A 12816-nucleotide genomic window follows, 5' to 3' on the forward strand; every position below is an offset into this window, starting at 1 on the left:
TGGGCTGAAACCACTATCGGAGATCCATGGGTCGCGAGTAACCTGAACCCTCCACCGGTCTGTGAGCGTAAACGGCAGATAGCCCCGGTTTCAGGCGCAGCAACAAGCTGCTTTAGTATATATGTTCCATGCCGATTCGGCAATTCAGGGAATGATAATCTGCGCGAAAGGGTTAATTTGCGGTATCCGTACCATGCGTACATATGGCACAGCCAACGGGAGATATTGGGCAGTCAACGGACCGCAATCCAGGCCCAGTCGAGCGGCTAGAAAGCTTCGTATCCTATATCCCGGACGGGTCGACAATCCCGGATAAACAGTGGCGTAACCGACACCGGAGTGTGGTGCTTGTGACGTTGCTGCATATCCCGTTTCTGTTCGGGCTCGGGGTCTACACCGGGTCGACTCCGATAGCTGAAGCCCAGATCCCCGCGACCGCGTTGCCTCGGGTCCTCCTGCTCTGTGGAGTTGTGTTCGCCCTGTCGGCAGGGAGCCTCATCGCTCGGTTCAGACGACGCGTCAGGACGATTCTCTCGGTCACGGGCGTGTTCGTGTCGTCACTCGCTCTCGTTCAGTTCTCGGGCGGCTATATCGAGGCCCACTTCCATTTCTTCGTCGGGATGGCAATGGTCGCCGTGTACGAGGACTGGGTCCCGTTCTTGTGGGGACTGGCATACGTGGTTCTCACCCACGGCTACTTCGGAACAATTGACCCAAGTCGTGTCTACAATCACACGGCTGCGATTAACAACCCGTGGGTGTGGGGGCTCATCCACGGTGGGTTCGTCCTGATGCTGTGTGTCGCCCTTGTGAACAACTGGGTGTCGACTGAGCGATCACGCGAGAAATCACGAGAGCGTTTTGAGCAAGCTGAACAACGAGCCTCGGAAATTGACGACCTTCAGGCCAAACAGGAGGAGATAGAGCGGAAACGCGCCGAGGCAAAGGAGGCCCGCGAAGAGGCGGAGGCAAAAATGCAGGCCGCCGAGCAGCAAAACACGGAACTCCAGGAGACAGCTAGCAGATTCAGCGAAGCGATGGCGGCCGCCGCCGACGGTGACCTGACGGTTCGCGTCGACCCTGACGTGGCCGACAACGAAGCGATGGAACAGATTGCCGAGTCGTTCAACAGGATGATAGACGAGACAGCGTCGGCGATGGAGGAGATACAGACGTTCTCCGAAGAGGTTGCGACGACGAGCGACCAGGTCACGGCCGGTGCGAACGAGGCGACCGGGGCCAGCGAGGACATGAGCGAGTCAATTCAGGGTATCGCCAGCGGGGCGGTCGACCAGCGTGAGATGCTCGAAACCGTCTCCAGCGAGATGACCGACCTGTCGGCGACCGTCGAGGAGGTCGCCGCCTCTGCCGAAACCGTCGCCGAACGGTCCCGCGAGACGGCCGAGATCGCGGACGCCGGCGAGGAGACCGCACAGGAAGCCATCGAGGGTTCCAGAGAGGTCCAGACGGCCATCGATTCGACCGTCGAAAACGTGGAGCGGCTGGACGAGAAGATGGCTGAAATCGGCGAGATTGTCGAGCTCATCGGCGACATCGCCGAGCAGACGAATATGCTGGCCCTGAACGCCAACATCGAGGCCGCGCGGGCCGGAAATGGGTCAGACGGCGACGGGTTCGCCGTCGTCGCAGACGAGGTCAAACAGCTGGCCGAGGAGACGCAGGCCTCGGCAACCAAAATCGAACAGCTCATTGCGGAAACACAGGCACAGACCGAGACCACAGTGACGGAGGCACGAGGAGCCAAGGAGGATATGCAAGAGAGTACCGAAGCCGTCGAGCAGGTCGTCGACACGTTCACCCGCGTCGCCGAGAACGCTGAGGCGACAGACAACGGAATTCAGGAAATCAGCGATACGACCGACGATCAGGCCGCGTCGACCGAGGAGGCAGTGTCGATGGTCGAGGAGGCCGTGGACATCAGCGAGTCGACCGCTGCGGAGACCGAAACCGCCTCCGCGACGGCACAGGAACAGGCCGCATCCATGTCGCAGGTCAGCGCCAGCATCGAATCGCTCGCCGAGCAGTCCGAGCGACTCCAGACGATGCTCTCGGAGTTCGACGTCGGCAGCCGCTAAGGTTCACTCGTCCCAGTACTCTTTTTCAGCGTTTCTATCGAGATACGTCGACAGCGTCCGGTCCGCTTTCTCGCCGCCCGGTGGCGACCCGGCGTACAGCCCGACCATCTCCCGGTCGGGGTAGACGGTGATGTCCGGCTCCGCCATCGTCGAGACCATCAGCAGCCGGAGCTCAGACTCGCCGGCTTCGATCTCGTGGGCGCTCTCCTCGCCGGCCGGGAGTGCGACGTAGTCGCCCTGTTCGAGCGCGTGCTCGTCAGCATCAGGTCCGAGCCAGAGCGTGCCGGTCCCGGCCTGAACGAATATCGCTTCCTCGTTGCCTTCGTGATAGTGGCGCACCCAGAGCCGCTTGCCCGGCGGGACGGCATAGAGGCTCGCGCCGAGTTGCTCGCCACCGGCGGCGTCGCCCAGTTGCTTGCGCTTGAACGTCCGGTCGCCGTGGTCGTGGTCGGTCCAGTCGAGGTCGGCTTCGTTGACGGGGCCGTCGCTCATGGCCGTGTGGACAGCCGGCGAGTAGAAAAAGTCTCCTGCGTTACAGTTCGTCGGCCAGCACGTCGAGCGTGGCTTCAAGGACGGCCGGGCGCTCGCCGGCCAGATAGCGGATGGTGCCCTCGCGGACGCTCCGGGTCGCGACGCCACCTTCCGGCACGCGCTCGCTGACTTCGCTCACCAGTTCGTGCAGGTCCAGGTCGCCGTTGGCGCGGACGTACATCGTGTCCGTCGAGATGCCGAGCACGGCGTCGCTCTCGTCGCGGACGTCCCGGTGGAGTTCATCGAGCAGGAGCGACTCCGGCGGGAACTCGTACTGGTGGGTGAAGGCATCCGTGTCGAGGACGGCAATGTCAACGTCGTCGACAGTCCGATGGTCGAGGTTGGCTCGGGCAGTCGACACCTCTTCGTCGACCTTCTCGCGGAACTGCTCGGCGATGTGGCCGGCCAGGCCACCCACGTCCTCTTCGTCGTCACCGAACACGAGGTCGGTGATGAGTTCGCGCTTGTCCTCGTAGGACTGGTAGTGGGCTTCGAGCGCGACGGCCTCGCGGAGCTCCGACACCGCTGTCTCGTCGTAGCCGGCCTCGCTGGCGGCGTCGACGTATGGCTCGGGGATGTCCTCCCAGAAGCTCACGGCCGGAAGATGTTGCAGGTCGTCGCGAACGTCCTCGTTGACGTGTGCGGCGACGTTGGCTGCAAGCGCCGTCGACGTGGTCTCGGAAACGGAGTCAGCCGACGGCGAGACGACGGCGTCGACAGTGTCGACGACCGCGCCGTCGACGTCGATGTCGTCGATGACGACGCTCGGTGCGCCGTAGACGTTCAGCAGGTCGAAGCCGTCAAGGCTCTCACGCGTCCCGCCAGCGGCGACGAAGACGAACAGCGGGAGCTTCTCCTCGTGGCGCTCCCGGTTGTCGAGCATCGTCGTTGTGTCCTTCGTCGCGTCGTCCATGTCGTAGACGCCGCCCTCGATTGGGCGACGGTCGAAGTAGTGGTACTTCGCGTCGGCGCGACGGTGCTGCTCGGTGACCAGCGGGAGTGCCGCTCGTTCGAGCGCGCTGCCGGCGAGGTAGCCGTCCGCAGTGTTAGCGTGGCGGACGATGACCGGCCGGTCCGTCAGGACGGCCTTCCGAATCTGTGTCGCCGCTTCGACCAGGTCCTCGGAGAGGGCCGCAACCGCCGTGTCGTCAGCAAGCGGTTCGACCGTGTCAGGTCGGGCCTCGTCGTCGAGGGCGTCAGCGAGTCGCTGTTCGACCGCTTCGCGCTCCTCGGCTTCGAGTACGTCGAGTGCTTCGGTCTCGACCTGCAGTTCGCCGCGACGCTCGCGGACTTCGCCTTCCAGTCGGACGTAGTCGTCTTCCTCGACCTCGGGGTACGCGCGGACGCCCGCTTCGACGAAGGCCGCACAGTCGACGGTGCCGGTCTCGTCCTGCAGTTCGAACACTGTCGGCCCGGAGGTCTGTCGGATACCGACGACCTCGCCTTCCAATCGAACATCCGCGCCGACATGGTCGTCGAGGTCGCCGATGGCCGCAGCGACCGTCTCGGCCTGGCTCTCGTCGGCCTCTTCGGTGTCGTCGGAGTCGGTGACTGCGGCGGCGCTTGACCCGCTGTCGTTGCCACCGACGGCCGCAGTGCCTTCGACGCGGTCGGCGTCACTGGCCCGGCTGACAGCACCGGCGCTTGCGGTACTCTCGGATTCAGACTGGCTTGCAGTGGAGTCGTCGTCCGTACTCGATTCGTCGTCACTCTGGCTTGTCGACTCGTCGGCTGTCGATTCGGGCTCGACTTCGTCGTCCTCTTCGTCGTCTTCGTTGTCTTCGTTCTCAAGCAGGACGGAGTGCCCGATTTCCGGGTCGTCGACGAGGACCCCGCGGAACTCGCGCTCGGACTGGCGGATGGACCAGCCGAGGTCGACGTTGCCGTTGTCCCGGACGTTTTTGACCTGGACGTAGACGGCGTCGCCCGGTTCCCAGTCGAGGGAATCGAGCCGCTGGTCCAGTTCGCTCCGGTGGAGCAGCCCCGTTACGCTGTCGCCGATGTCGACGAACACGCCGAACTCGGCGAAGCCGTCGACACTGCCGCGGTAGTAGCGGTCGACCGATAGCTGGTCGGCACGCGAGCCACGGAACTCGAACAGGGCGTCCTCCTCGTGGAGGTCACAGATGCGTCCTTCGACAGATTTGCCGCAGATGATACACGAACCCATTACACGGTGCAAGCATGTCGGGCCTAAAACGGTTGTCGAATTACGGACGAACTAAACGGGACCGCTAATCGAACAGGTCGCTCTCCTCTTCGAGCAGCTCTAGCCCTGACGCAACGGCTTTTGCCTGCTCCGGGAACAGAGCGACCTCGATTTCACTCCCCTGTTCGTCTTCGAAGGCAATCTTCACGCGCTTGTCGCCGTACTCGCGAACGTCGACCCCCTCAACGTCGTACATCTTGATGGTCGCTTCCTTGTTCGACGGGCCGACGCTCTTGAACGCGCCGTCCTTGAGTTCCAGCATGAACTGGTCGATGTCGATACTGAGCATCGTAAGAGAACGCACGCGGGCGGCCCCTAAAACCCATACTCCGCGGCCAGCATCGAGAGCGCCTGGAAGCCGCGGAAGCCGTAGCCGAAGATAATAGCGGCGGGGATGGCCCCGACGATTGCAGCCACCGGGAGCCGGACGTTGTGGACGACGGCCGTCCCGAGCAGGTACAGCGCCGCGCCCCAGGCAGTGACGAGCACCCGGAGCTCGGCGCTGGGCAGGCCAGCCAGCAGGCAGGGGGCCATCGCGTAGCACATCACCTGCACCGTCTCACTGACGCCGCCGCGGTCCGACGCGACGGGGAGCAGTCCGAGGGGAAGCAACAGCAGGGTCTGCAGCGCCGCTGTCAGATGCACCGTCGCCGGCGTGACGAACACGAGGATGGCAAACAGGGCCAGCACCGCAACGCCGGGCGAGAAGCCACCGATGGCGGGGTAATCAAACGGCCCCGTTGACAGGAACCCCCGCTGGGCCAGCTTGACAACGGCGTACCGGCTCACCTCTTCGAAGAGGACTACTGTCGCGGCGAACACCAGCCCCGGTGCCTGGTCGCCCGGTGCGACCCCGGTGCGGAAAAAGCGCCGCGGGCGGCGCAGTATCTCGACCCACGCGCGCACTAGCGCGGTCGGCCCCCGGTCCCGGCCACCGGTCGGATTCTCGACCCACTGAGTCACGCCGGAAACTTAGGCGCGGGACGGTTTGACCGTTTCCTTCTCCCGGTCAGCAACGCACCGTTTTCTGGAGATATACGGCGGTCCTCGGGGTTACTCGTCTGCTCCTTCGAACCAGACGCTTACGGCTCTGACACGTACAACGGTCTTCGCGGCTAATCGTCTGCCCCGGCGTTTTCCGTACTCTCGAAACACGCCGGGTCTGGCTCGATGTTCGCGTACTGCACTGCTTCCTCACCGAGCGTCGTCACGCGGTCTTCGATGTCGGCGTCCGTTATCCGGCCGTCAGCGACGTAGTTGCGCGCGTTCGGGATCGCGGCCTGATGCGGGATGACCCAGCAGTTCAGCGCCCGGCAGACCGAGCGGAGGTGTTCGAGCGCGGTGATCGGAAAGCCTCCACCGGCGACCGCAAGCAGCCCCACGGTCTTGTGTTCGAACTCGTCGAAGCCACAGTAGTCGAGTGCGTTCTTCAGCGCACCGGAGTACGACCCGTGATACACCGGCGTCCCCAGCAGAATCGAATCAGCCGCGTGAATTCTATCGGCGAATTCGACGGCGTCGCCGACCTCGCGGTGGTCGGCATCGAACACCGGCAGGTCGACCTCCCGGAGGTCAAGCAGCTCCGTCGTCGCTCCCATCTCTTCGGCAGCGGCGAGCGCGCGCTCGATGGCAACTCTGGTGTAGCTCTGGTCTCTGAGACTGCCCACGACGCCGACAACGTGTGGTTCGGTCATGGCTGGTCTATCGAGTGGGCCCGGTATATCGATGGGGGGAAACGAGGTCGTCACTGGTCTCGTTCCCGCTGTCAGTTTGTCACGATCACGGAGGCCGCTCTGGCCGACGTCAGTTGTCGTGGTACACGTAGAGGAGGTTCGGATACGGGATGTACGCGACCCGCTCCAGTCCGCCGCTACCGACTTCCTTCTTCAGGTGGACGCCGTTCGACCCTTCGACCACGTCGTGGATGTTCTTGATTTCGGTGCCGTCACTCAGCTCAGCTGTCATGTGTGACATTACGGATCATACGTACCCCGGTGGGAAAGCACCTCGGGCTGGGCGTGGTCAACGGTGGCAGTGGCTGAGAGTGGTCCGGATTACGCACAGTACGCTGGCGCTAGCGGCTAAAAATCAGGCCGTAGTCAGGAACCGAGCTGGATCTTCTCGGACGAGGCCTCCTCGCGGGAGCGGTGGCCGAGGTCGGCTTTCAGCGCCTCGATGGCCTCCTCCGGGTCGGTCTCCGAATCGAAGACCCGGTCAAAACCGAGCGCCTTGAACGTCTCGCGCGTCTCTTCGAAGGAATCCTGTCCGACAGCAAGATTGCCGCCGATGTACGTCGTCACGTCCAGTCCGGCCTCGTTGATTTGCTCCTGGAAGCCCTGACAGTCCTGCTCGGCGTGGCCGTACAGCGACGAGACGAGTATCGCCTCGGCGTCGTGTTCATCCGCGGCGTCGATGAACTCCGACTGGGACGACTGGACGCCGAGGTTGACTACGTTGAACCCTGCCGCTTCGAACGCTCGTTCCAGAATAGTAATCCCAACGACGTGCGCGTCGGAGCCGATGACACCGAGGATGACTGTCCTCATACAAGACAATCAATGGGTGTCAACTACATAAACCTAATGATAAACCATGATGGATAGTGGGAGTAGTTCACACGCGGAGGGGAGGATATTAGCCATGATAGCACAAACGAACCGATAGATACAGCATCTATGGTACAGGACACGCCTCAACGCTCGGGCGAGCCACTGGGACTGTGCCGTCTATCGCGTCAGTTTACCCAGTGTGACACCCGCTCGGAGCAATCTGTCTGTCAAGCGTTTGGAGACACATGACGACCATTCGCCGAGCCTTCGACGCCGACGCTGACGGCATCCGCCGGGTCGCACGGGCGGCGTGGCACGATGCCTACGACTCGCTGGATGCAGATGTTATCGACGAGACGATATCCGACTGGTACGCCGACCCGCTGGGTAGCGCGCTCCACGGGTGGGCCGGTGGCGTCCCCGCCAACGACCTCGACGATATAGAGACGATGCTGCTGGTCGCAGAGCAGGACGGGAACGTTGTCGGGTTCACGCAGGGCATCACCATGCACACCATGGGGACGATGCTGCGGCTGTACGTCCACCCGGACCACCACGGTGAGGGCGTCGGGACGGCGCTGTACGACCGGCTCGAATCGAGATTCCAAGAACACGATGTCGAGCAGTTCCGCGCGCTCGATCTAGCCTCGAACGACCGGAGCCGGGAGTTCTTCGAGAACCTCGGCTTCGAGCGGGTCGAGACGCGCACGCTCACCATCGGCGGCGACCCGTACGATGAGGCGGTATACGCCCGCGAGCTATCGCCCAGTGGCGGCGACGACGGGTAGTCCAGCGTGGCCGTGGGGCCACTACCGTGTCGGGGAACCGCACCTCAGCCGCGGAAGCGATGGGGTTCCCGCTCAGATACCACGGACCGTCTCGATGAGGCCGACGGACTCCAGGGCCATCCAACAGACGAACACCACGTACAGGCCGAGCAGCGTGTACGCTTCGCGGTCAGTGAGTTTGAGGTCTGTCCGTGTGAACACGATGAACACGAGCGTCGCAAAGCCCAGAAACCCCATCGTCGGAATCGCAACCCGGAAGTCGATGGTCGCCCGCCCGGCCAGCAGAACACCGACCGGAATCGCCACCAGAAGATTGAACGTGTTGCTTCCAAGGACGTTCGTCAGGCTCGTGACGCTGTCGTCGTTTTTCGCCGCCCGAACGCTGACAAAGGCGTCCGGAAGGCTCGTGCCGGCGGCGATGACTGTCAGCCCCCAGAGGAACGTCGGCGTCTCGAAGATGACACCGAGGGAAAGTGCGCCCTGAACCATCGCCTCGACGCCGAGAGTGATGATAACCAGCCCGACCCCGAGCATCCCCCATTCCCGGCCCGGACGGACGCTTCGGGCCTCGTCCGCGACGTGCTCGCTCGCGTCCTGCTGGTGCAGGAAGACGTAGATGCCGTATGTCACGAGCGGGACGATGGCAAGCGTGGGTGTCAGGATGGCCGCCTGATTCGTTCCGCCCGGAACGTAGGTCGCTCCGAGCGCGAACACGATAAAGAGAATGAGGACGCTGATGACGTAGAACTGGGCGTCCTTGTGAATGATGTCGCGCGTGGAACGGAGTTCCTCGCTCGATATCGCCGCGAGGGCCGGAATCACGAGCAGATTGAAGATCGCGCTCCCGACGATGGCACCGACGCCCAGCGAGAACTCGTCGTGGACGACGGTACTGATGACGACCGAGCTTATCTCGGGAAAGCTCGACCCGACAGCGACGACGATGGCTCCGTGGACCGCCACCGGTAGGCCGTAGTACCGACTCAGTCGTTCCGCGGCCCGCTCGAAGTACGCGCTCCCCTTCCAGATGACGGCGGTGGCGACGACAATGAGGACGACCGAGCCGAGCAAGCCAACCATTGTGAACGTATTAGCCGCAGGGGTTCAAGATATATTCCACTCGCGGTCAGCGCTTGAGGCGTGCAACGAGGTCGTCGCCTGTTTCTTCGACTTCGACCAGACCGTCGTCGACGAGGTCGTCTAGTAGGCCACGGAGCCACTCGCGGCCGTACTCTCCGTGAGGGGCGTAGTCAACGCGCACACGCGGCCCCAGCTTGTCCAGTTGCAGTTCCTCGTACTCCTTGAGCGCCGAAATGGCGCGGCCGCGCATCTGTCGGCGGCTCCCCTCGAACTCGGGCTGTGTCGGAACATCCGGCGCAGTGAAATCGCCCGTCTCATAGGCCGAACACCACTCGCGCCAGGGGCACTGCGCGCCGTCACAATCTGGCGTCTTCTCGCAGGCGACACCGCCCAGTTCCATGATGGCGTTGTTCCAGACCCGCGACTGTCCCGCTGGCATGAGCGTGCTGGCGGCTTCTGCAAACGCCGCGTCGTCGTCTGGGACGTCGAATGCCCGATACAGGACGCGCTTGACGTTCGTATCGACGACAGCGTTCCCGTTGTTGAACGCGAAGGAAGCGACAGCGTTGGCGGTGTAGGGGCCGACGCCCATCAGGTCGCTGAGGCCGTCCGGGTCACGGGGCCACTCGCCGCCGTAGTCCTCGATGATCTGGCCAGCGGCCTCGTGGAGGTATTTCGCCCGGTTGTTGTATCCCAGCGAATGATTGGTCCAGAAACCCACCACGGCAGACCGGTCGGCCGCTGCCAGCGCCGCTGTAGTCGGCCAGCGGTCCAAGAAGTCCTCCCAGGCATCGACGACGCGGTCCAGTTGGGTCTGCTGACTCATCACCTCGGAAACGAGAATTTCGTAGGGGTCTGTCGTCTCCCGCCACGGGTACGAGCGGTGGTCCGCCTCGTACCACGCCACGAGCGCGTCCTGGACAGCCGACGGGTCCGCTGGCACGCCTCCCGGCCGGTCCGTCGCTGTCGACTGGTCGGTCATACCTCCGCTTGGCGCTGTCCTGATTTGTGCGTGGCGGTCGTTGTCGCTCGTCCGAACAACTGCGTCTGGAAAGCATCGCGACCATCTCACAATAGGTACAGCCGATAGTCTCAGTCGTCGGCTTCGGGGCGTCCCCACTCGAACTCGGTTCCATACCAGTCTGGCTCGTCCTCGCTGAACACGTCGGCGAACACGAACATCGCGCCGTCGGGGTAGGTCGTATCGATGTACAGCCGCCAGCCGTGGGCCTCCGCGATGGTCTTGACGATAGAGAGGCCGAGCCCGGTTCCGTCCTCGCTCGTCGTGTGACCGTACTCGAAGATATTGTCGACTGCGTCGGTCGGAATCCCCGGCCCGTTATCGGCCACATAGAACCCGTGTTCCGTCAGTCCGACCGTGACAGTCACTTCCGGGCCGACATGGTCGATAGCGTTGCGAAACAGGTTCTCGAAGGCGCGCAGGAGTCGCGTCCGGTCGGCGTCGATGGTCCGACTGCCCGTGACTTCGATGCTGGCGCTTTTGTTGTCGATGTTGTCCCACGCATCGGTAACGACAGCCGCAAGCGGTACCGGGGCCGTCTCCTCGACGCTTGCGCCCTTTCTCGTCAGCGTCAACACGTCGTCGATTATCGACTCGATACGGTCGTGTGCGTCTTCGAGTTTCTCGATGTGGGACTGGAGGTCGTCCGAATCCGCCTCCGGATCCGACAGCCGCGTCGCAAGCAGTTCTACGTGTCCCCGAGCGACGGTAAGCGGGTTACGGAGGTCGTGGCTCAGTGTCGACGCGAACTCGTCCAGCCGCTCGTTCTGGCGTTCGAGTTCGCGGCTCGACCGCTCGGCCTCCTCACGAGCCGCCTGGGCCTGTCGGATCTGACTCCGGAGTGTGTCCCGCATGTTCCCGAAGGCGTCGTACAGCCGCCCGATTTCGTCCTGCCGAGCGGTCGAGATGTCGACGCTGAGGTCACCCGCTTTCATCGCCTGCGTTCGGTCACGGAGCCGTACTAGGGGTCGAACCGTATGCCGTCCGAAGAGATACCCCGCGACGCCCAGCAGGACGACTGCCGTCCCGATGACAGCGAGAAATCCCAGGCGGACGAGTCGGCCGGTCCCGTACAGCGACTCGCGCTCGGCGCTCGTCACGACCACCCACGACGTGCCGTTGACGGGCGCGTACGTTGTGACATGGGACCCGGTTTCGATAGTCGTCGTTCGGCCCGCTGTTGCGGCCCGGAGGCCGTCCTGACTGAGAGGCGCGGACCCGTCCTGGCCGTCGATAAGGGGGTCACCGTCCTCGGTGAGTAGTTTCGTCTCAAATCCGCTGTGCCCGTCGCCAAACTGCTCGGTTGGGACCCGGGCAACCAGGACGAGTGCGCCGTCGCCATCAGAGGTGGGAGCCACGAACGCCATTGAGTGGCCGTCACCGTCCGCATATGCCGTCGATTGTACTACTGTCTGGGAACTAGTATCGTTCATCGTCGCCAGTACGGGGGACTTCCAGGCGGGTTCGACCGCCCACGGTGTCCGGCCTTCTGTGTCCGTCCCAGTGCTAGCAACGATTAACTGCGAGTCGCCAACGGTGGAGACGTAGTGGAGCGAACGAGTCTGTGACGACTCTGCCGTGGCTATTGTGGTGAGGTACTGTCTGATATCTGCGGACGTGCCAGTGTCGTACACCCCCGCGGCTGCGATAGTGGTAGCCTCCGCCTCGGTGGTCGCCCGCCACTGCTCGATACTGTCGGCACGATGCGTGGCCGACGTTTCGAGGTCTGTCGTCGCGTCGCTGACGACCCGGTTCTGTATCTGCAGGTAGCTCCCGAAGCCGACGGCTGCGAGTACGATGACGATTACCGCCAGCGCGACGGCGAACTTCACCGCGTAGTTGCGCGTGTACATGCTCGGGAGGACTGTCTGAAGTCGCTCCCGCAACCCGTCGCGCTGGCTGGACCCGGCTATCTCGTCCCCACCGCCTGTCATTATCCAATCTGAATCCTTCGGTAGTCGACCGCTACCAATCGTTATGTTCAACCCATGATATAATTTATCATATGTTATAATCGATGTGGTCTGCGTTTCGAGAGAACGGTCCCAGACGAGTCGTAAGGGGTTTCCTCGCGCTCACCGTCCCTTTTCGTATGAGTCTCGAAGATCTGCAGGATGATATCGAAGCGGCGTACGGCGAGTTCGACGACGAGTTCGAGCTGTCCATCGACCGTGAGACGCGCAACGAGCTCGCGATGCTGTCAGTCGCACTCGACCCGGACGACCCGGACGAACTCATCAGGCGCGCAGTTCACATGCTGTTTCAGTCGACCGTCGACCGCGGAACGCTGGATTTCCACCTCCGGTCGAGTTTCGACTGCACGTACGACGAGTACCTCTCGGGGATGACCTTCGACCAGATGACCGGAAACGACTTCCCCCAGCAACAGGACAAGGACGACCGGCGCTACCAGTTTTAGATCAAGAGCCCCAGCGCCAGCACTGTTGCCGTGCTGGGGGAGACTCCGAGTAGAAAACGTGACGCGTACGGCGAAGGCCCGGTTCAGTCTCGGGGTAGCCGACGCCGCATGAAACAGGTAATG

General features: G+C 63.1%; 13 protein-coding genes. 3 read left to right on the forward strand and 10 right to left on the reverse strand.

The annotated features are described in order from the left end of the window. Positions 1-203 precede the first annotated feature (203 nt). Positions 204-2096: a methyl-accepting chemotaxis protein gene (locus C437_RS16165; RefSeq protein WP_079992067.1), complete on the forward strand. Its 1893-nt coding sequence runs from the start codon at positions 204-206 to the stop codon at positions 2094-2096. A 3-nt stretch (positions 2097-2099) separates the two neighbouring features. Here the strand turns inward: C437_RS16165 and C437_RS16170 are convergent, their stop codons facing one another. The 7 genes from C437_RS16170 to glmS form a co-directional block, all read right to left on the reverse strand. After that, positions 2100-2588, reverse strand: a complete 489-nt coding sequence (locus C437_RS16170; RefSeq protein ID WP_004518069.1) for a cupin domain-containing protein — start codon at positions 2586-2588, stop codon at positions 2100-2102. A 40-nt stretch (positions 2589-2628) separates the two neighbouring features. Beyond that, complete coding sequence (locus C437_RS16175) at positions 2629-4797, reverse strand: DHH family phosphoesterase (RefSeq protein WP_004518070.1); 2169 nt, start codon at positions 4795-4797, stop codon at positions 2629-2631. 64 nt (positions 4798-4861) lie between these two features. After that, entirely contained in the window at positions 4862-5125 is a 264-nt protein-coding gene (locus C437_RS16180; protein WP_004518071.1) for a hypothetical protein, read from the reverse strand. Between the two features lie 26 nt (positions 5126-5151). Then, positions 5152-5799 carry a YIP1 family protein gene (locus tag C437_RS16185; protein WP_004518072.1) on the reverse strand — a complete coding sequence of 216 codons (648 nt, stop codon included), beginning with the start codon at positions 5797-5799 and terminating at the stop codon, positions 5152-5154. Positions 5800-5951: 152 nt separating this feature from the next. Next, on the reverse strand, positions 5952-6530 hold the full coding sequence (locus tag C437_RS16190; RefSeq protein ID WP_004518073.1) for an NADPH-dependent FMN reductase: 579 nt from the start codon (positions 6528-6530) through the stop codon (positions 5952-5954). A 109-nt stretch (positions 6531-6639) separates the two neighbouring features. Then, positions 6640-6810 carry a hypothetical protein gene (locus C437_RS20705; protein ID WP_004518074.1) on the reverse strand — a complete coding sequence of 57 codons (171 nt, stop codon included), beginning with the start codon at positions 6808-6810 and terminating at the stop codon, positions 6640-6642. A gap of 125 nt (positions 6811-6935) precedes the next feature. After that, positions 6936-7382, reverse strand: a complete 447-nt coding sequence (gene glmS, locus C437_RS16195) for a methylaspartate mutase subunit S (protein ID WP_004518075.1) — start codon at positions 7380-7382, stop codon at positions 6936-6938. A 248-nt stretch (positions 7383-7630) separates the two neighbouring features. Between glmS and C437_RS16200 the strand changes: the two genes are divergently transcribed. Continuing rightward, positions 7631-8173 (forward strand): GNAT family N-acetyltransferase, encoded by a 543-nt coding sequence (locus C437_RS16200; RefSeq protein ID WP_004518076.1) that lies wholly within the window; start codon positions 7631-7633, stop codon positions 8171-8173. 72 nt (positions 8174-8245) lie between these two features. On the opposite strand, the gene C437_RS16205 is transcribed toward C437_RS16200, so the two are convergent. From C437_RS16205 to C437_RS16215, 3 genes are all read right to left on the reverse strand, one after another. Beyond that, positions 8246-9253, reverse strand: coding sequence for a sodium:calcium antiporter (locus C437_RS16205; protein WP_004518077.1), 1008 nt, complete (start codon positions 9251-9253; stop codon positions 8246-8248). A 46-nt stretch (positions 9254-9299) separates the two neighbouring features. Then, on the reverse strand, positions 9300-10235 hold the full coding sequence (locus C437_RS16210) for an HhH-GPD family protein (protein WP_004518078.1): 936 nt from the start codon (positions 10233-10235) through the stop codon (positions 9300-9302). A 110-nt stretch (positions 10236-10345) separates the two neighbouring features. Then, entirely contained in the window at positions 10346-12208 is a 1863-nt protein-coding gene (locus tag C437_RS16215) for a sensor histidine kinase (RefSeq protein ID WP_004518079.1), read from the reverse strand. 158 nt (positions 12209-12366) lie between these two features. Between C437_RS16215 and C437_RS16220 the strand changes: the two genes are divergently transcribed. Continuing rightward, positions 12367-12693, forward strand: a complete 327-nt coding sequence (locus C437_RS16220; RefSeq protein WP_004518080.1) for a hypothetical protein — start codon at positions 12367-12369, stop codon at positions 12691-12693. The last annotated feature ends 123 nt before the right edge of the window (positions 12694-12816 follow it).

The organism is Haloarcula vallismortis ATCC 29715, from assembly GCF_000337775.1.
Taxonomy (GTDB): domain Archaea; phylum Halobacteriota; class Halobacteria; order Halobacteriales; family Haloarculaceae; genus Haloarcula; species Haloarcula vallismortis.